The following is a 17,846-nucleotide window of genomic DNA, read 5'->3' on the forward strand; positions in this document are numbered from 1 at the left end:
ATCACCATCCCACTGTAGGAGCGGTCATCGGCCGCGAAAGGGGCACTTCGATATACCGGACACTCACTGATCCAGCAGCGTCGCCTCTTCACCCGCGCGCATTGCGCTTTCCACAAAAGTGGCAATACAAGGATTGTGATTGTCGGCCTTCCACACCGCGACCACCTCGACCACCGGCGGCGCCACCAGCGGGCGGAAGGTGGTGGTGGTCAGGCGCATGTTGCGCATCGAGCGCGGCACGATGGCGATGCCCAGGCCTTCGCCGACGAGGTTGACGATGGTCTGCTGCATGTTGATTTCCAGCCCGACATTGGGCGTTACGCCATGCTGCAGGCAGTAATTGACGATCATGTCATGCAGCGCCGGGGCGATGCGCCGTGGCACGATGATGAAGGTTTCCGCCGCCAGGTCGCGCGGATCGATCAGCGGCTGTTCGAGCAACCGATGCCCCGGCGGCAGCACCACCGTCATCTCTTCACGGTAGATGGTCACCGTTTCCAGCCCGCTGCAATCCTGCGGCCGGTACATGATCGCCACGTCCTTGCTGCCACTGCTGATGTCCTGGGCCAGGTCCATGGGCAGAGTTTCGGTCAGCTTCAGGTTCACCTGCGGGTACTGCGCCGCGTAACGCCGGGTGATGGCCGGGGTGACGCTGTAGGCCGTCGACATCATGAACCCCACCGACAACTCACCCGCCGCCCCCCGCGCCGCCGCCAGCGCATTGCGCTTGGCCTGTTCGAACGCGGCGAACACCGTGCCGGTGTCCAGATAGAACCGCTGGCCGGCATCGGTCAGCTCCACGTGGCGCCGCGAGCGATCGAACAGCTTCACGCCCAGCTCTTGCTCCAGCAGCGCAATCTGTCGCGACAGCGGTGGCTGGGAGATGTGCAGGCGCTCGGCGGCGCGGCCAAAGTGCAGGGTTTCAGCCAACGCACGAAAATACTGTAAATGCCTGAGCTCGATCATGATGCTCGCAAAGGTATCAGTGGGTACCTGATTATGGATTGGAAAACATAACTCCGCCTGCCGTATTGTGAAATGGCCACAGCGTCGAGGCTTGCGTCACGAGCGCCAGACCTCGAGATAGTCACGAGCTATAAAACAATAAAAGGTGACGCCGATGTCTTCCGTTCGCGAACACACTGCACGTACCACTTCGCCCGCACTGTCCTGCGCGGCACTGCCCGAATCCGATATCGCCAACGACAGCGACCCCCAGGTGCGCCAAGCCTTCCGCCGCGCCCTGCGCCTGATGGAACGCGGCATCGCCGTGCTCGTTCAGGGCGAAACCGGCACCGGCAAGGAAGTGCTGGCCCGCGCGCTGCATGCCCACAGTCAACGCCATCAGGCCCAGTGCGTGGCGCTCAATTGCGCCTCCATTCCGGAAAGCCTGATCGAGAGCGAGCTGTTCGGCTACTCGCGCGGCGCCTTTTCCGGCGCGTTGCCCTGCGGCAAGAAAGGCAAGGTTCAGCAGGCCGACGGCGGCACCTTGTTTCTCGACGAAATCGGCGACATGCCCTTCGAGCAGCAAACCCGCCTCCTGCGGGTCATCGCCGAACGCGAAGTCAGCCCTCTGGGTGCCGAGCGCAGCGTCAAGGTCGACTTCGCGCTGATCTGCGCCACCCACCAGAACCTCACCGGCCTGGTCGAGCAGGGTGCTTTTCGCGAAGACCTGTTCTATCGCATCGCCACCGGTGTCGTGCAGTTGCCGCCGCTGCGCGAGCGTACCGATCGCGCCGAACTGGTCTGCCGGATGGTGGCCAGCGAACTGCCCGGCTGCGACCCGCGGCAGGTCATCGCTTCGGATGTCTGGCCGCTGCTGCTCAATCACCCCTGGCCAGGCAATCTGCGGCAGATGCGTGCAGTGATTCGCTACGCCTGCGCGGTGATGGAGGGCAGCCGCATCCAGCGCAGCGATCTACCCGCGGACTTTGTTGCGCAACAGGTTACGTCCACCCAGGCAGCGCCTGCCAACGTCACGCCGATCCGCCGCCCGGCCACCCTGGCCACGCCGGTCGACGAGCGCGCCGACGTGCTGGATGTGCTCAACGCCTGCCGCTGGAACATGTCCGCGGCAGCCCGTGCTCTGGGCATCTGTCGGCCGTCGCTTTACCGGGTGTTGCGCCGGCTGGGTATCCCGCCGCTCAAGGACCAACTCGCCCAGGGCGTTTACCAGCCGGCCTGACGACCCGCTTTGCGCTGCATGCTCTTCAACCAAGGGAACAACAATAATGAATGCCCCTATCAGTCTTGCCATCACCGGCCAGGTGGCGGTGGTGACCGGTGCCGCGCGCGGTATCGGCTTTGCCATCGCTCAGGCGCTGGGTCAATGCGGTGCGCGGGTCGCGATTGCCGATCTCGACGGCGCGGCCGCCAGCGCCGCTGCCGGGCAATTGTGTGAACTGGGCATCGACGCCATCGGCGTGGCCGTGGACGTGGCCGACGAAGGCCAAGTGCAGGCCATGGTCGAGACCATCGAACGAACGCTGGGCGGTATCGACATTCTGGTCAACAACGCCGGGATCGTCTCGACCGGGCCGTTGCTGGACGTCAGCGCGGCCGAATGGAACCGGGTCCTGGCCATCGACCTCACCAGCGTGTTCTTCTGCGCCAAGGCCGTGCTGCCCGGTATGATGGCGCGGCGCGCCGGGCGCATCATCAACATCGCTTCGGTGGCCGGCAAGCGCGGCGGTGGTCTGTTGGGCAACAGTTGCTACGCAGCGGCCAAGGGCGGCGTCATCGCCTTGACCAAGGGCCTGGCCCGCGAAGCCGGGCCGTTCAACATCACCGCCAACGCCATCACCCCGGCCTTGACCGACACCGAGATGACCCGAGCCCTGGCCCCTGAAGCGCGCGCCCGGGTGCTCGCCGACATGCCCCTGGGCCGTGCCGGCTCACCGCGGGACATCGCCGCAGCCGTGTGCTTCCTCGCCAGCGATGCGGCCAGCTTCGTCACCGGCGAGATCATGGACGTCGACGGCGGCTACATGCGCGACTAGCGCTGCACCGCAGCCGGTATCAACGCCAGGATCAGCGACACCGTGACCAGCGACAACAGGGTCGATACCAGAATCGCGCGGGACATGGTATCGGCCTCGCGGCCATACAGCGCGGCCAGCATGAACGGCCCGTTGCCGATGGGCAGGGCACTCACCAGCAGCGCTGCCCACGCCCACATCGCCGGGATGTCGAACACCCAGAACGCCAACCACGCCGTCAGCGCCGGTTGCAGCAGCAGTTTCATCGCTACCAGCATGGCCAGGGTCTTGCTGTCGGCTTTCTGCGATTTCTCCGCGGCCAGAAACAGCCCGATCGACACCAGCGCGCAGGGCCCGGCCGCAGCACCCAAAAACTGGAACAACTGGCGAACGCCCACCGGGAGCACCAGGCCGCTGTAGGCCACCAGCGAGCCCAGCACCGGAGCCACCATGATCGGATTGCGCAACAGCGAGTGGCCGACCTTGAGCAGCGTACGCCCCAAGTGTTTCTCGGTCTGCTGGAAGGTCTCGATCATGATGATGGCCACGGCGAACAACAGGCAGGCGGTCATCACCGCACCGATCACCGCCGGAGCGATGCCGGGATCGCCGAAGGTCAGCAGGCACAGGGGAATACCGAGAAATCCCGAGTTGGGATAGCCGGCGCCCAACGCGTCGATGGTGGCGTCGAGAAAGTGCGCGTGGGCGCGCAACCGCAGCCACAGGGTCAGCAGAAAAACGATGCCCATGCCCAGGCCGAAAGCCAGCACGTAGCCAAGGTTCAGACCCTGCAAGGTACCCAGCCGCGCCATGGCTTCGAACAGCAGGGCAGGGAGGCCCAGGTAGATCACGAATCGGTTGAGCTCGATGGAGGCATTGGGGCCCAGGACGTTGCGCCGACGGCAGACGAAACCCACCAGAATCAAGCCGAACACTGGAAAGGCGACGTTGAAGATTGCAAGCATCGGGCACGGTGTCCTTTGCACGGTTGGATGCCGAAGTGTAGCAGTGCCACGGTGGACGGCACGCCGGTTCGCTGCCGCTGATTGCGGAGCGATTCGAGCCTACCGTTGGGCGTCTCGTCGTTTTTTACTTGAAGGGAGGGGGGGAGGTCCATCTACACTGATGGCACTATCACATTAGGAGGCGATAGTGCGTCATGACAGCCGATAACCTGATGGACCTGGTTGCGCTGAAGCCGTTGTCTGCCACCGAGGCAGGCTGCGTGGATCGTGTGTTGCGCGCCATGCGCACACATCTAGGCATGGATGTAGCGTTCGTTTCCCATTTTCGCGACAGCGACCGCGTGTTCACTCACGTCGATGCCGCCAGCCCGGTGCCGCTCAGCCCAGGGGATGTCCTCGAGATGAGCGCTGGCTACTGTCGCGGCGTTGTCAGCGGCGAACTGCCCGGATTGATTCGTGACACCGGTCAATTGCCGGCCGCCATGGCCGTGCCCCAAACCCCAGGCCTGCCGGTCGGTGCGCACATGAGCGTGCCCATCCACTTGAGCGATGGCCGATTGTACGGGACCTTTTGCTGTTTCAGTCACACGCCCGATCCGGGGCTGAGCGAGCGCGATCTGAAGATGATGAACGTCTTCGCCGAACTGATCGCCGAGCGGCTCGAGACCGATCTGCAGAGGGCCCGTGACCATGACGTCAAGACCTCGCGAGTGCTGGAAGTCATCGAGTCGCGTCAGCCACGGGTGGTCTATCAGCCGATCTTCGACCTCCACACCATGCGTGTGGCCGGGTGGGAGTGCCTGTCACGTTTCAGCGGCGTACCGGCACGCACTCCGGACGTGTGGTTCAAGGAAGCCGCCGAAGTCGGGCTGGGAACGCAGCTGGAATGCCTCGCCATCCGCGAAGCGCTGGCCGGCCTGTCACGACTGGCGCCGGACACCTACCTGAGCATCAACTGCTCGCCGGAGCTGGTGCTCAGCGGCGTCTTGTTGGGGGTTCTCCAAGAGTATCCTGCCGAGCGCCTGGTGCTGGAGCTGACCGAACATGCCGTGGTGCAGGATTACGCATCGTTGCAGGTGGCGTTGCAGCCATTGCGGGTGCGAGGCGTACGGGTGGCGATCGATGATGCGGGCGCCGGGTATGCCAGCATGCGCCACATCCTTCAGGTGCGCCCGGACATCATCAAGCTCGACATGAGCCTGACCCGCGGTATCGATCAGGATTTCCAACGCCGCGCCATGGCGTCGGCCTTGATCGCCTTCGCCCGGGAGACCGGCAGCGTGATCGTCGCCGAAGGCGTGGAAACCGAAGCCGAACTGGCGCAACTCAAACGCCTGGGCGCCGCCAACGCCCAAGGCTTCCTCCTCGGCCGCCCCGAATCCCTTTAGCAGCGGCGCCCCCGGACGCGGCTCGCGCCGCTGCTACACGGACTTCGGGTTTAGAAAACCACGCCTTGGCTGCGCAGGTAGTCGTCGTACGTGCCGCTGAAATCGACCACGCCGCTGGCGCTCAGCTCGATGATGCGGGTGGCCAGAGAGGAGACGAACTCACGGTCATGGCTCACGAACACCAACGTACCAGGGTAGTTCTCCAGCGCCAGGTTCAGCGCCTCGATCGACTCCATGTCCAAGTGGTTGGTCGGCTCGTCCATGATCAGCACGTTGGGCTTCTGCAAGGTCAGCTTGCCGAACAGCATGCGCCCCTGCTCACCACCGGAAATCACCTTCACCGACTTGAGAATCTCGTCGTTGGAGAACAGCATGCGGCCCAAGGTGCCACGCACCATCTGCTCGCCCTGTGTCCACTGGCCCATCCAGTCGAACAGGTTCATGTCGTCTTCGAAATCGTGCGCGTGGTCCTGGGCGTAATAGCCAAGCTCCGCGCTTTCGGTCCACTTCACCGCGCCCGCGTCCGGGGTCAGCTCGCCGACCAGGGTACGCAACAGGGTGGTCTTGCCGATCCCGTTCGGGCCGATGATCGCCACACGCTCGCCAGCCTCGACCACGAAACTGAAGTTCTCGAACAACGGCTTGCCGTCGAAGCCCTTGGACATGCGCTCGACGGTGACCGCCTGGCGGTGCAGCTTCTTGTTCTGCTCGAAGCGGATGAACGGACTGACACGGCTCGAAGGCTTGACCTCGGCCAGTTGGATCTTGTCGATCTGCTTGGCCCGCGACGTCGCCTGCTTGGCTTTGGAAGCGTTGGCCGAGAAGCGTGAAACGAAGGTTTGCAGTTCGGCGATCTGGGCTTTCTTCTTGGCGTTGTCCGACAGCAGCTGCTCGCGTGATTGGGTCGCTGCGGTCATGTACTCGTCGTAGTTGCCTGGGAACAGACGCAGCTCGCCATAATCCAGGTCGGCCATGTGGGTGCAGACGCTGTTGAGGAAGTGCCGGTCGTGGGAAATGATGATCATGGTGCTGTTACGCGCCGTGAGGATGTTTTCCAGCCAGCGAATGGTGTTGATGTCCAGGTGGTTGGTCGGTTCGTCGAGCAACAGCACTTCAGGATCCGAGAACAACGCCTGTGCCAGCAGCACCCGCAGCTTCCAACCCGGCGCGACTTCGGTCATCGGGCCGAAATGCTGCTCCAGCGGAATGCCCAGACCCAGCAACAGCTCGCCGGCACGGGACTCGGCGGTGTAGCCGTCCATTTCCGCGAACTCGGTCTCCAGCTCGGCGACGGCCATGCCGTCTTCCTCGCTCATTTCCGGCAGCGAGTAGATACGGTCGCGCTCGGCCTTGACCTTCCACAGCTCCTCGTGGCCCATGATGACCGTATCGATCACGCTGAACTGCTCGTAGGCGAACTGATCCTGACGCAGCTTGCCCAGGCGCACGTTCGGTTCGAGCATGACCTGCCCACCCGAGGGCTCCAGATCGCCGCCCAGGATCTTCATGAACGTCGACTTGCCACATCCATTGGCGCCGATCAGGCCGTAGCGGTTGCCGTTGCCGAATTTCACGGAAACGTTCTCGAACAGCGGCTTGGCGCCAAACTGCATGGTGATGTTAGCTGTGGAGATCAAAGAGCTTACCTATCAATAACTTGAGGAGCGGTGGTTTCAGTTGATACCGATTTGATACCATTTTGGAGCTTTTCCATCTCGCTCCAATCTGAGCTTGAGTTGATCCATCGCGCATACGTTGACAGCAGCATCTGCACACTGTGGCCGAGCTGCTGAGCAATAAAGGCGGGATTCAAACCGGACATTAAGCATATTGTCGCATAGGTGTGGCGGCAGTTGTATGGCGGCCGGTAGCGAATTCCCAGCGCCAGCAGGGCTGGACGCCACTGCTTGTGGATGTCCGATGTCTGTTTTACGTACTCTCCGTTCTTCGAGGGGGGGAAAACGTAGGGAGTCTCAAGCACCTTACCAACTCCACTTTTCCGACGTTCTGCATAATCTCGCGCGAACTCCAAGGCGTGAAGCGCGCGATCGTTCAGCAATACGAACCGATCGCCGCCGGTTTTCGTGCGCTCTTCGATCTCTCCTAGGGCGACTGTCCGACAGACGTGAGCGATCTTTTTGTTGAAATCGATCGCGTCCCAGCGCAACGCAAGTGCTTCAGAGAGCCGCAGGCCCGTGAAAAAGACGAACTCGTAAAAGGCTGCGTAGATTGTTCCTGGCCAGTGCTTGTGGGCGTAGAGCTGAACAATGATCCGGTTGGCCTCTTCTAGGGTGAATGGGTCTATCTCTTTGCGGTTGCGTTTGGGCAGTTCGATCGAGTCGGCGGGGTTCTTCGCCAGGAGCCCGTCGGAGACGGCCGACTTCAGCACTGTAGAAAGCTTGGTCAGAGCGTTGCGCTTCACACCAGGTGAAGCCCAGGCCGTAGAAGTGATGATCGTGCGGATCAGGGTAGGGGTGATCAGATCGATCCGCACCAGTGCCAGGCGCGGCACCCAGTATAGGTTGAGCGTACCCTTGTAATTGTTTCTGGTGCCTGCAGCGATCTCCCGACTATCCAGCCAAAGCTGGGCATATTGGCCGAAGCTGAGCGCGCTTCCGGAGACGGTTGCCGAGCCGGGGAACAGCTCGGCGTATTTGTCGTCATCAAGCAGCCCATGTTTGATGAGGCTGACTACCTGATCGCGAAGCTTGGATGCAGCTGCGATGCCTTTTTGTGTCTGGGGATAGGGGAGCGTTTCACAGCGCCGGACCCCGTTGTAGGTAAACCGGACACGGAGAGCGTTCCGGAAGACTTCCACCCCTCGGGGCATACCCACTGACTTTCCAGCCATTCTTCGTATCTCCTGATGCTGTAGATGATTCGGCTGCCTTGCTTGATCCACACTCCCATGGGGATCTGGCGGCGTGCACGCCTGGCCCGCAACGCATATACGGTGGTGCCCAGCAGGTCCGCCATTTTCTCTTCCGATACCTTGTCCATTTCGTGGACAACGGCCACCTCGCGCTCTGCGCTCATGTTTTGGTACCTCTCCAATTGAATTTCGGCCCGCACTCGGGCAGTCGGCGCCCTTAGTTGGAAGCATGCCGCGCTTGGCGGTAGCAGGGGTTAATCGATCTGGTAATAGACGTAGCAGTTGACGCCCTGAGCTTGCAGCGATTTGTGCATGGCCTGGACGCCGGCATAGCGACGATTCCCCTGGCCCCTAAATGGCGCATCAAGGTGAAGCGCTCGTCCGTGCCAGCGGCTGGCCGCAGAGAGATAGCCAGGCAAGCCGTGTTTTGCGATTGTGGATTCACGCACCGGGCGCATCGGGATCACAACGCGATCAAGATTTGCGCTACCGCCATCGTCTGGCTGAGCGTTAGCGGCCTCGACGCCTGCGGCCACGGCTATCCGGATCTTTTCTGGCAGCCCTTCGAGTTCATCTTTTGTCATGGCATAGCTCCGCCCGCCGATCACCGGCAGACTGCATAGATGGGAGGGAAGGGGTTACTTGGCGATGACGTCGGCGCTTGCGATGTAGCGGCCGAGGATCATGCCCAGAGGAAGCTGCAGGCAGAGCCACACGATGACGCATTGGGCAATGATGATGGTCATGCTGCTACCGCCTCACGCGCCGCAGCGCGCCATGGATCGTTTGCTCGAGCAAGTGCGGCCATTGGCGGTGGGCTGACGCTGTTGCCGCACATGTGCACCTGCTCTGTCTTCGTGAACTTCCGGCCGTCTGCGCCTCTGTCGATGATGTAGTCGGCGGGGAAGCCCTGGGCGCGGTACAGCTCATGCGGCTGCAGCATGCGCAGGCAGATGTCGACGATCACATAGGGGGTGCCTTTGACCATGACGGTCACAAGTGCCAGCCGATCTTTCGTCGTGATCGTCGGCGCCGGGCTGTCGCAGCCGCTCACGTTCTCCGTGCCGTAGTAGCTGATCAGGAACGCCGCAACGCGTAGCGCGCCTTCTTCATGCTCGGGCGACAGCTTCAGCTCCACCAGCGAGCTCTTGCCGCCACCGCCGGCCGTGATTGTCGGTGCGGGTTCGTCGATAGCCTGGCCGACGCTGGCGCCGAACTGCCGTTCCATGAAGGCGGTGACCAGTCCGTGGTGGGTACCGCCGGCGCTGATCGTGTGCAGCGGGTCGGCGGCGTCTCGCGCATCGCAATTACCGCGCAGGTGCACCAGGTTGGCGGTGACCAGCTGCTGCTGGCTTCCGGTATTGGTGACAGTGGTCATGGGCTCGTCCATGGGCTTGGCATCGGTGGTGTTGAATCCGCCGTTCATTTGGGCCATGAATGCCGTGCACACGCCCATGGCATGCGCGGCGCCGGCCGGGCGCTGGTAGTTGCCGCCGCTGGTGATGGTTGGCAGAGGTTCATCAATCGCTTTGCCCGCATCATCGAACCGGAACTTCACCAAGTGGGCCGCAGCAATTGCATGGCCACCGGATGCAGTGACGGTACCTAGAGGTTCCGCACTGTCCTTGGTGCCCTGGCCCCATCGCTGGACGCCGCCTGGCTTGCCTTCACCATGTGCTGCGGTGACCATCACAGGGCTGATCAATGTCAGCTCGCCCCGGTTGGCGCACGTCACAGTTGGCAGCGGCTGGCCTGGATCGTTGACCCGGTCGCTACCCTGATGCGTGGCTGGCGCGATGATTGGACTGGCCATGGCGAATGATCCGCCGCGTGGCCACGACGTCACCGTGCGCAGCGGCTCATGGGCTGCTTGGGCCAGTTCGCCGGACCAGTTAGCGATCGGCACGATGAATGGGCTGGGGCTGTCGATCACAAACTTTTTCATACCCTTGGCAACCCGGCGCAGGGTGGCCGGGGCTAGGTCCTTCTTGCGGCCGAAGATGCTTTTGCTCGGCACCGACCAGTCGATGCAGTCGGCGGCAGTGCGCCACTTCTGTTGGCCCTTGGCGGGCTTGCGAGCGTGCGTTGGCTCTGGCCACACGATGCGCTGACCATCGCATCGGGCAATCATGAACAGCCGTTCGCGGCTGGTGGGCGCGCCGAAGTCGCAGGCTTTGATCACACGCCACTCGACCGAATAGCCCATGCCTTCCAGCAGTGCAACAAACCGTCGCCAAGTCGTGCCGCGGCGCTTTGGGTCGGGCACCAGGAACTGCTGATGTACCGGCACAACCTCGCCAGGCGCAGCGACCTGGCCGCCCAGCTTCATCACCCGCCCGGTGACTTTGTCGCGCTTGGCGATCAGCGGGCCCCACTGCAGGATCTGCTTCACGTTCTCCAGGCTGATGACCCGGGGCCGCTTCTTACCGGCCCATTTCAGGCCGATCCACGACAGGTTGCGGATCTCACGCTTACGCGGTTGGCCGCCGGCCGCCTGACTGTGGTGGGTACAGTCGGGGCTCATGTGGAACCAGCCGACGGCGCGTCCGCCGCATTCCTCGTCCGGGTCACCCTCGAACACGTCGGTGGTGTAGTGCCGTGCCGCCGGGTGGTTGGCGGTGTGCATGCTGATCGCTGCGGGGTTGTGGTTCTTGGCAACTGTCACTGCGCGACCCAGGCCCATTTCCAGCCCGGTACCGGCGCCGCCTCCGCCGCAGAAAAAGTCGACCACGATCTCGTCATCTATCGGGTCAAAGCCAAGGCCATACTGGGTTTTGAAGTCGAGCGGGTGTTTCTTCTGATGTTCGGACATAGGGCGGCCTCGCCGGTGGCGTGATTCGTGGAATTGGGTTATTTGTATCGACCCGGCATAGGGCCGATTAGGAGGCATACATGGCAGGGATAGATACTTGGTGGCCAGTCCACCACGCGTACAAAGGCGTAACGCTGATCGTCGATTTCAAGTGGAGAAACGGGATAGATGTTCCGTCATCCGTAGTTATCAACTGCACTGGACGACCTGGTCAGCACTCCACGCTCGGCTCCATTGAGAAAGATCAAAACTGGGGGACCCTGCAAGAGGCGACCGACTATGGCGTCCGGCAAGCCGAGATATGGTGTGACTCACTCAGGGAAAAGGGGTTGATCTAATCATCGGGCTGCCGGCATGGCGTCATGGAACACGTCCATCTGCGCTGCCCCGTCGAGCCAGGCCCCGTTGATTCGTGCTTGAGCAAGTGCGGCGTATTCGGGATTCAGTTCGCAGATGACTGACCGTCGTCCTTCCTGCATCGAAACCAGCGACGTGGTGCCAGCGCCGCCGAAGGGGTCCAGCACCAGGCCCCCGCGCGGCGCGCCGGCGAGTATGCATGGCCGGATCAGATCCGGCGGGAAGGTTGCGAAGTGGGCACCCTTAAAGCTGTTTGTCGAGACTGACCATACGCTTCGTTTGTTGCGCGTCAGCACATCGTGGTTGCTTTCCAGCCGGTCTGGCCGGTGCGTACCCTTGGACTGGCCGGGAATTGGCTGCTCGCGCTTCGAGTCTTCACGCTGGAAGCTGTCACGCCTGCTGCGATCGCCGCCGACTGCCTTCATTGGTCCATTTGTTTTGCCAGGCGAACGGGTGCTGCCGGCCTGCGACTCCAGATTCTGCCCCCATCTGGTCAAGCTGGACTCGGCAGCAGGCTCTCTGATTGCGGCCATGTCGCAGTAATATCGGCGTGACTTGCTAAGCAGGAACACGTATTCGTGAGCCTTCGTACAGCGGTCGCGTGTCGATTCGGGCATCGGATTCGGCTTGTGCCAGATGATGTCCTGCCTCAGGTACCAGCCATCATCCTGCAGCGCGAAAGCGAGACGCCAAGGCATGCCCATAAGGTCTTTCGGCTTGTATTCGACGTGAGATGTAGCTTTCGATTTCCGCTGGCTTGCCATTACCTGGCGCTGACTGATAGTCGAAGCGCCGACTCCCATATCGTCACGGCCATGAGCACCCCAGCTACCCGCGTAGCTGTCGCCCATGTTCACCCAGATCGTACCGTCAGCCCGGAGCACCCGACGCACTTCGCGAAAAACTTCGACCAGGCGGGCAATGAATACGGCCGGGCTTTGTTCCAGGCCGATCTGGCCTTCGACACCGTAGTCACGCAAGCCGTAATAGGGCGGGCTTGTCACGCAGGTGTGCACGCTCTCATCCGGCAGCGTCCGCATCATCTCGATGCAGTCGCCGACCAGAATGCGATGCTGCTCGCTCATGGCAATCTCCATTGCAGGCGCCCCTCCGTCGCTCGGAAGTGGCTATTTTCTGTGTCAAGAAGTAAGAGTGTGGTCCGGCATCCCGTCGGCGAGTGTTCCGCTCATGAAAACGATGCCGACCAATGCTGAAGTCTCTGCGCTTATCAGGATTACCGAGGACGAAGTGGCCCTTTACCGCCAGTCCTCGTCACGACGCATGGATGGGTTGTGGGTCATCAGCTTCAGTTACGACATGCCCGCATTGCTCAGAAAACATCTATCAGGCAGCTTCACAGTTGTGATGGATCCAGTCATCCGTTCCTGACGTGTGCGGCCTGTGACTGCTCAATGAGTGGCCAGTAGGCGTGCGTTAGCGTATAGATGGGGCCCGGCATTCGGCCGGACAAAGGAAGAGTCAATGTCCAGCCGCGTTGAAAATGTCATAGCTATTGAGCAGGCGACCATTGCTCTGCTCGCTGAAATGCACATATCTGGAGGCGATCTAGCGGTGAGTGCTGATTTCGCTAAGCAGGGAATCGAATCAGGTTCCGCGTACAGATTTGTGGGTCCCGAATTGGTAAGTGAATCCCAAAATGCTGTCGACCAAATCGTGGAAGCCATCACGCTGGCTAGCTGATCTGGTGAGACGCAGGGACACATCCGACAGCGACGCCCTGCCGAGCCGTTTATCGTGATGAGGTTTAGGCGCTGGTCGAGTTGAGGTCTGGATCAAGGAGCTGAAATGGCAAATCTGATCTACGTCGATAATTCAGTCACATGCATTGAGGGGCAGCATGTAGCAGCTTACGCATACGGTTTGGCGCCCAGCCTCTGTGACGCGGTCACCAACAACATCTGTGACAACAGCTGGAATCTAGATTTCGGAAAACTCATTGCCCGTGCTGGTGGCAGTACGACGAATGTCGCGAAAGTGGCGCTATTCGGGCGCCGGCCACCGCACAATGACTCGTTGTGGGAAGCAGCCCGTAGAAACGGATGGGATGTGAAAATCTGCGATCGCAGTGCGGCAAATCAAGAGCACCAAATCCATACAGATCTCGTGGTGACGATGATCAAGGACTCCTTTCTCGCTCTGCAGCCAGGCGACGAAATGACCCTTGTTGCCGGTGGCTCAGACTATGCCCCTGCCATCGAGAAACTGAAGGCACGCGGCATCACCGTCCGTGTGGTCTATTGGACGCATGCCTCCCTTGAGCTCGAGCAGATTGCAACGAAATTCATTGAACTCGACCTCTATCTCGATCATCTTTCCCGCTGATAGGGCTTAGCATCTTCCAACCTGGAATCTGGCGGAATCAGCATACTCTTGCGCTCGAAAGCCAGTGTTATCAATGATCCCGCCCTGTGCATCAGCTCGCTCAGCTTCCCAGGGCGACCTCCGTTTCAGACGCCGCCATCCGTATCCGGAAGCAAGCAATGCCCGTTAAAATGAATTTTTGCTCTGGATGTCACAGCCATGGACGCAGGAATCAATGATGCAAAGCCCTTGAGCTACAAAGGGCATACGGTCCGGGCCTTTGTTCACTGGACGTGTGGAGCCGGTGAATCGCCTCCGCTGCGCATCATCAACGTGATCGTCGGTCTGAAGAGCAAGGTCATCCAGGGGCCGTGGGAATCCAATGAGGCGGCTATAGAGGCAGTGCTGAAAGCTGCCGGCGAAATTCTCGACTCTTGACCTCACGCCGTATCCCGCCCTCCGATATCTCGGTGAGTGGCAAATAGGGGTGGGGTGGACTATAAGTATTGGCCGGCATGAGGCCGGATGGAGAATGAAATGGGTCTCACTATAGATGGTTGTACTTTTATCAGCTGTGGCACGGCTGTCCGTGCTCCTAGTACCATAGACATAGTCGCGAAAAACACCGTGATACAAGGCTGTCAAAAAGGATTTGATCTATTCGACCCGGAGGTAATGCACAAGCTAGACATCCCCACCGACGTAAATCCGGAAGACATCAAGGCAGTAATTGCCGAGCTTAAAAAGCATCCAAACGCCACCGACCAAGAAATGACAGAAACCGTTGCCAGATCTAAACTTGGCACTGTTCTCGGCGCCACTGAGAGAGTTACCAAGGTCGCCGCGTCATTAATAGCAATTGTTAAGACTGGCGTTTCTTTATGGCCCGACGCGTAACGATGAAATAATTTAGTTCCCCGGATCCTGCTTAATCATCAGCATGCTACCGGACGTATGCTGCGAGCAATTCCGGGGGTCTTCGTGATCAGCCTGAGCTTCACCAAGGCGCCAAGGCGTTCTGCTATGCAGTTCTGTCGCACGCCGGCGAGTTCGGCAAGGTCAGCCAAGGTAGGCGAGTAACCGTGCTTTGCAATGTACTGGCGGATGTGCTCGAGCGTTTCGAGCTGGGGCTTGCTGGGCTTTTTACTTGCGGGCATTGGTACCTCGGTAGCCTGCAGGAGGGCAGGCCCATCTCAGGGCCCCCCGTCCCGTTAACGTGGGTCGAACGAACCCAAGGCGAGCGTCGCCGTTCAATTCCTCGAGGAACTCGGTGGTATCTGTTCGTGTAGGCATCACGTATCTCAAGACAATGTTGTTCAGCTAGCCCAGCGGGTGCGGTACTTCACGATGTCCCGAGCAGTGGAAACACCGCAGCCGTACTTGGCCGCCAGATATTCGTAACCGCCAACGCCCGCTTCGTACTCGGCGCGCATGGCGGCTACCTGTTCAGTGGTAAGTTTTGCCCGCTGGTGGCTGGCGCCGCAGCGATGGTTCGTGTGGTTTCGAGTGATCTTTTGCATACAGTCGCCCGTCGGTAAATCCAGCCAGGCCAGGCGTCGCCGCTGGCTTAGCGTCTTGGCGAAACACGTCAGGATTCGAACCCGGAGCCATCGATCAGCGCTTTGGCGTCAGCGCGCGATTCCATCTCCTGAGCGAAGTTGCTCGCTTCCTTCCAAGTGTCCCGCTCGCCAACTACCTGACCGGTCGAGCGCTCCGTGACTTGGAAGGCGCCTGGGCCCTTGCCCACGATCTGATAGCGAATCTGCTGCACTGGTGAGCGTCTCCCGATGCGGGTGAAGAGGTCGACGGTGGCGGTGTTCATTCGAGCGCGCACGGCCTCAAGGACGGTTACGCGCTGATGCATCAAAGGGTGCATGTCTTTCTCCTTGTCAGAAGGCATTGGTCAGGACCCTGGGGCAGGGTGCTGGCTCATATCGACGGCCAAAGAAAAGCCCGGACATGCCGGGCTTTGCGCTCAAGTGGTACCACCCTACGAGAGCGGTGCGTGCTGCCCTGGGCGGGCGCTGGTTATCGCTTCATTGGCTCAACCCTCCATTCGTACGCCGCTGGTATGGCAGCGGCACCCCTCAAGCGCAGTATTCGAAGGCCTCGGCCTTGCGCATCACACGTACCTCGGCGGTACGGCGCTCCGGCGCGCGGCGGTCGCGGCGCATTGAATGGTCATCAGCCACGGCATGCATGGTGATGAGCGCGGCGAGCAGGATGCACACCGGTGAAATGATCTGACGCTTCATGGCCTCGGCCACCAGCGCGGCCCGGCGGTGCACACCTAGCTTGAACATGGCCACGTCCAGCCGCTTCTTCACGGTGCCCGGCGAGATGCCGAACACCTTGGCGATTTCCTTGGCCGTCATACCAGCAGCGACGGACATGCAGTACTGCAGCTCTTTGGGCGCCAGGCCTCGTCCGAGGTGGCCTTTCCATTCGCCGCTGATGATGGTTTCCATGATGATTCCTCAGACTTGGTAGCTCGTTCGATTTCCCGTCTGGCCCTGTCGCCAAGGCCAGCCAGTGAAATCCGTCTCTCTTAAAGAACTTGGTTCCAGTCGATCCCTCGCGGGGCTGGGAGGCCAATTCGCTGACCCCGTGCTAACTGGCGGCTTCACCAGTCGTGTCCCGAGTCGCTGTGCGTCTCGATATGCAGACAATACGAAAGCGAATTAGACGAGTCAAGCTTTTTTAATTCGCTAGCGAATTGGTCAGGCAGCAGACGTAAAAAAACCCGCCGAAGCGGGTTGTCTAGTCTGGCTCATTAGGTTTGAGGGTGAGCCTCAATGCAGGCCATATAGATCGCGTTCCTGAACTCGGATATCAGCCAAGCTTTCTCCTTGTCAGTTTGCCCTAACGGCTCTTTGTAGGCTCGTTGAATGACTGGTTTCAAAGTCGGAGCTACGTCATCCCCGTAGGCATCAGCTTTTTTGTAAAGCTCGATCATCGGCGCGCCGGCCTGGCGAGCTTCCATGGTCGTCTTGGCCACCACATCCATTGCAGTGCACAAATCTGATGTTTTGGAGGGTGAAGGCTCAGCGCTCAAAACAGGACCTCCCACCAAAATTAGGGTCGCGAGGAGGGTTTTACGAGGGTGCATGTGTGATCCATCACAAGAAGGTGCTAGGGAATTTCACGTCAACAACGCGTCCAATAATCTCAACGTCATCAGTGATTACGATCATCTTGAATTCAGTGTTCAAAGGTTTCAGGTAGCTTATTCCTGAGTCCCTAACGTATTGTTTCAGAGTCGTTTCGCCTGTTGATCCGAGCCGGGCTATGTAGAATTTTCCACTCACCAGATCGAATCCTTCCGGTTGGACCAAAACGCGCATACCTGGCATGAAGCCGTTTCCCTGTGCGGGCGTCATCGAATCACCGAGTACTTCAAGCCAATAGCCACATTCTCCGGCATAAGCATCTGAAACTATCTGCTCAGTACTTGGGTCCGGTTGGAATGTTCCACAGGACTCGGCCCAGGCTCCAGCAGCGATCCAGCTGATCAGGGGATACTCCTTAGCCGCGCGGTGGGGAGCGGGAGCAGCTTCGACATTTCCATGACTTGAGCCAAAAAGCAACCATTCAGGTGTGACACCAAGCACGCGGGCAAGCTTCTCGATGGTTGCCTTCCTTGGGGTCTTGCTATCGCCGTTAAGGATTCTATGAATTGTCGGTTGGGGCACTCCGGCCCGCCGGCCAAGCTCATTTTCCCCTAGACCTTTTTCATTCATCTTCGAGCGCAATCGCGTCGCGATCGTCATGTTTTCGACTCGGCGAACTTGAGGAGGGCGAAGTGTATTGCCTGAGCTAATTCGGTAGCGTATTATCATTTTAATTACAAACCGCATTGGTGACGTACGATGACCATCACGCAAATGCTGGCCGATTTGGCAGAGCTAGGTTGGAGCCAAGCACGCATTGCCGAGCAGTGCGGGGTTACGCAGCCAACGATCTTCAGGATCACCAAGGGTGGCGACACCAGTTACCAGAACGGTAAGGCGATTGAGCTTCTGCACAAGAAAACTTTAAAGGCCAAGCGCAAAGCAGCATGACCCGGGCCTTAAGCATCTTGAGTGGTTAGATTCTGACGCTGGTAGCACAAAGCCGCCAGGGACACTGTAGGGCTGTTGATTTAACCAGTAA

The 17,846-nt window shown here is 60.1% G+C and carries 22 protein-coding genes; 9 read left to right on the forward strand and 13 right to left on the reverse strand.

Annotated features, from left to right (window positions below):
• Positions 1 to 63 precede the first annotated feature (63 nt).
• Positions 64 to 966 carry a LysR family transcriptional regulator gene (locus AC788_RS03995; RefSeq protein WP_049859312.1) on the reverse strand — a complete coding sequence of 301 codons (903 nt, stop codon included), beginning with the start codon at positions 964 to 966 and terminating at the stop codon, positions 64 to 66.
• 154 nt (positions 967 to 1,120) lie between these two features.
• Here AC788_RS03995 and AC788_RS04000 point away from each other — a divergent pair, with 154 nt between their 5' ends.
• Positions 1,121 to 2,185 carry a sigma-54-dependent Fis family transcriptional regulator gene (locus AC788_RS04000; RefSeq protein WP_049859313.1) on the forward strand — a complete coding sequence of 355 codons (1,065 nt, stop codon included), beginning with the start codon at positions 1,121 to 1,123 and terminating at the stop codon, positions 2,183 to 2,185.
• Between the two features lie 46 nt (positions 2,186 to 2,231).
• A complete protein-coding gene (locus AC788_RS04005; RefSeq protein WP_049859314.1) occupies positions 2,232 to 2,999 on the forward strand; it encodes an SDR family NAD(P)-dependent oxidoreductase in 768 nt (255 codons plus the stop codon).
• Here the strand turns inward: AC788_RS04005 and AC788_RS04010 are convergent.
• Complete coding sequence (locus tag AC788_RS04010) at positions 2,996 to 3,943, reverse strand: AEC family transporter (protein ID WP_049859315.1); 948 nt, start codon at positions 3,941 to 3,943, stop codon at positions 2,996 to 2,998. The genes AC788_RS04005 and AC788_RS04010 overlap by 4 nt on opposite strands.
• A 194-nt stretch (positions 3,944 to 4,137) precedes the next feature.
• Here AC788_RS04010 and AC788_RS04015 point away from each other — a divergent pair, with 194 nt between their 5' ends.
• Positions 4,138 to 5,331 carry a sensor domain-containing phosphodiesterase gene (locus AC788_RS04015; RefSeq protein WP_049859316.1) on the forward strand — a complete coding sequence of 398 codons (1,194 nt, stop codon included), beginning with the start codon at positions 4,138 to 4,140 and terminating at the stop codon, positions 5,329 to 5,331.
• Positions 5,332 to 5,381: 50 nt separating this feature from the next.
• Here AC788_RS04015 and AC788_RS04020 read toward each other — a convergent pair whose 3' ends face one another.
• From AC788_RS04020 to AC788_RS04045, 5 genes are all read right to left on the reverse strand, one after another.
• On the reverse strand, positions 5,382 to 6,968 hold the full coding sequence (locus tag AC788_RS04020) for an ABC-F family ATPase (protein WP_082223560.1): 1,587 nt from the start codon (positions 6,966 to 6,968) through the stop codon (positions 5,382 to 5,384).
• A gap of 5 nt (positions 6,969 to 6,973) precedes the next feature.
• The gene (locus AC788_RS04025; protein ID WP_049859318.1) at positions 6,974 to 8,182 is read right to left on the reverse strand and encodes a tyrosine-type recombinase/integrase; all 1,209 of its coding nucleotides are present in this window, start codon (positions 8,180 to 8,182) and stop codon (positions 6,974 to 6,976) included.
• 275 nt (positions 8,183 to 8,457) lie between these two features.
• Positions 8,458 to 8,787 (reverse strand): hypothetical protein, encoded by a 330-nt coding sequence (locus AC788_RS04030; protein ID WP_049859319.1) that lies wholly within the window; start codon positions 8,785 to 8,787, stop codon positions 8,458 to 8,460.
• A 158-nt stretch (positions 8,788 to 8,945) separates the two neighbouring features.
• A complete protein-coding gene (locus AC788_RS04035) occupies positions 8,946 to 11,015 on the reverse strand; it encodes a DNA cytosine methyltransferase (protein ID WP_049859320.1) in 2,070 nt (689 codons plus the stop codon).
• Positions 11,016 to 11,353: 338 nt separating this feature from the next.
• Positions 11,354 to 12,457, reverse strand: coding sequence for a DNA-methyltransferase (locus AC788_RS04045; protein WP_049859802.1), 1,104 nt, complete (start codon positions 12,455 to 12,457; stop codon positions 11,354 to 11,356).
• Here AC788_RS04045 and AC788_RS04050 point away from each other — a divergent pair.
• The 5 genes from AC788_RS04050 (at position 12,456) to AC788_RS04070 (ending at position 14,591) form a co-directional block, all read left to right on the forward strand.
• Positions 12,456 to 12,761, forward strand: coding sequence for a hypothetical protein (locus AC788_RS04050; protein ID WP_152965696.1), 306 nt, complete (start codon positions 12,456 to 12,458; stop codon positions 12,759 to 12,761). The genes AC788_RS04045 and AC788_RS04050 overlap by 2 nt on opposite strands.
• Before the next feature lie 93 nt (positions 12,762 to 12,854).
• A complete protein-coding gene (locus AC788_RS04055) occupies positions 12,855 to 13,073 on the forward strand; it encodes a hypothetical protein (protein WP_049859323.1) in 219 nt (72 codons plus the stop codon).
• Between the two features lie 105 nt (positions 13,074 to 13,178).
• Entirely contained in the window at positions 13,179 to 13,715 is a 537-nt protein-coding gene (locus tag AC788_RS04060; protein WP_049859325.1) for an NYN domain-containing protein, read from the forward strand.
• Between the two features lie 198 nt (positions 13,716 to 13,913).
• Positions 13,914 to 14,132, forward strand: a complete 219-nt coding sequence (locus AC788_RS04065) for a hypothetical protein (RefSeq protein ID WP_049859326.1) — start codon at positions 13,914 to 13,916, stop codon at positions 14,130 to 14,132.
• A 99-nt stretch (positions 14,133 to 14,231) separates the two neighbouring features.
• Positions 14,232 to 14,591 (forward strand): hypothetical protein, encoded by a 360-nt coding sequence (locus AC788_RS04070; RefSeq protein WP_152965697.1) that lies wholly within the window; start codon positions 14,232 to 14,234, stop codon positions 14,589 to 14,591.
• Positions 14,592 to 14,629: 38 nt separating this feature from the next.
• Here AC788_RS04070 and AC788_RS22180 read toward each other — a convergent pair whose 3' ends face one another.
• From AC788_RS22180 to AC788_RS04100, 6 genes are all read right to left on the reverse strand, one after another.
• A complete protein-coding gene (locus AC788_RS22180; RefSeq protein WP_049859328.1) occupies positions 14,630 to 14,851 on the reverse strand; it encodes a LexA family protein in 222 nt (73 codons plus the stop codon).
• A gap of 159 nt (positions 14,852 to 15,010) precedes the next feature.
• Positions 15,011 to 15,214, reverse strand: coding sequence for a hypothetical protein (locus AC788_RS04080; protein ID WP_049859329.1), 204 nt, complete (start codon positions 15,212 to 15,214; stop codon positions 15,011 to 15,013).
• Between the two features lie 68 nt (positions 15,215 to 15,282).
• Positions 15,283 to 15,570 carry a hypothetical protein gene (locus AC788_RS04085; RefSeq protein ID WP_049859330.1) on the reverse strand — a complete coding sequence of 96 codons (288 nt, stop codon included), beginning with the start codon at positions 15,568 to 15,570 and terminating at the stop codon, positions 15,283 to 15,285.
• 211 nt (positions 15,571 to 15,781) lie between these two features.
• Positions 15,782 to 16,162: a helix-turn-helix transcriptional regulator gene (locus AC788_RS04090; protein WP_043188907.1), complete on the reverse strand. Its 381-nt coding sequence runs from the start codon at positions 16,160 to 16,162 to the stop codon at positions 15,782 to 15,784.
• Between the two features lie 305 nt (positions 16,163 to 16,467).
• Positions 16,468 to 16,803, reverse strand: coding sequence for a hypothetical protein (locus tag AC788_RS04095; RefSeq protein WP_049859331.1), 336 nt, complete (start codon positions 16,801 to 16,803; stop codon positions 16,468 to 16,470).
• A 10-nt stretch (positions 16,804 to 16,813) separates the two neighbouring features.
• Complete coding sequence (locus tag AC788_RS04100; RefSeq protein ID WP_049859332.1) at positions 16,814 to 17,464, reverse strand: LexA family protein; 651 nt, start codon at positions 17,462 to 17,464, stop codon at positions 16,814 to 16,816.
• 99 nt (positions 17,465 to 17,563) lie between these two features.
• Between AC788_RS04100 and AC788_RS04105 the strand changes: the two genes are divergently transcribed.
• Positions 17,564 to 17,755 carry a helix-turn-helix domain-containing protein gene (locus AC788_RS04105; protein WP_049859333.1) on the forward strand — a complete coding sequence of 64 codons (192 nt, stop codon included), beginning with the start codon at positions 17,564 to 17,566 and terminating at the stop codon, positions 17,753 to 17,755.
• Positions 17,756 to 17,846: the final 91 nt, after the last annotated feature.

This window comes from Pseudomonas sp. RIT-PI-a (assembly GCF_001187875.1).
Lineage (GTDB): Bacteria > Pseudomonadota > Gammaproteobacteria > Pseudomonadales > Pseudomonadaceae > Aquipseudomonas > Aquipseudomonas coleopterorum.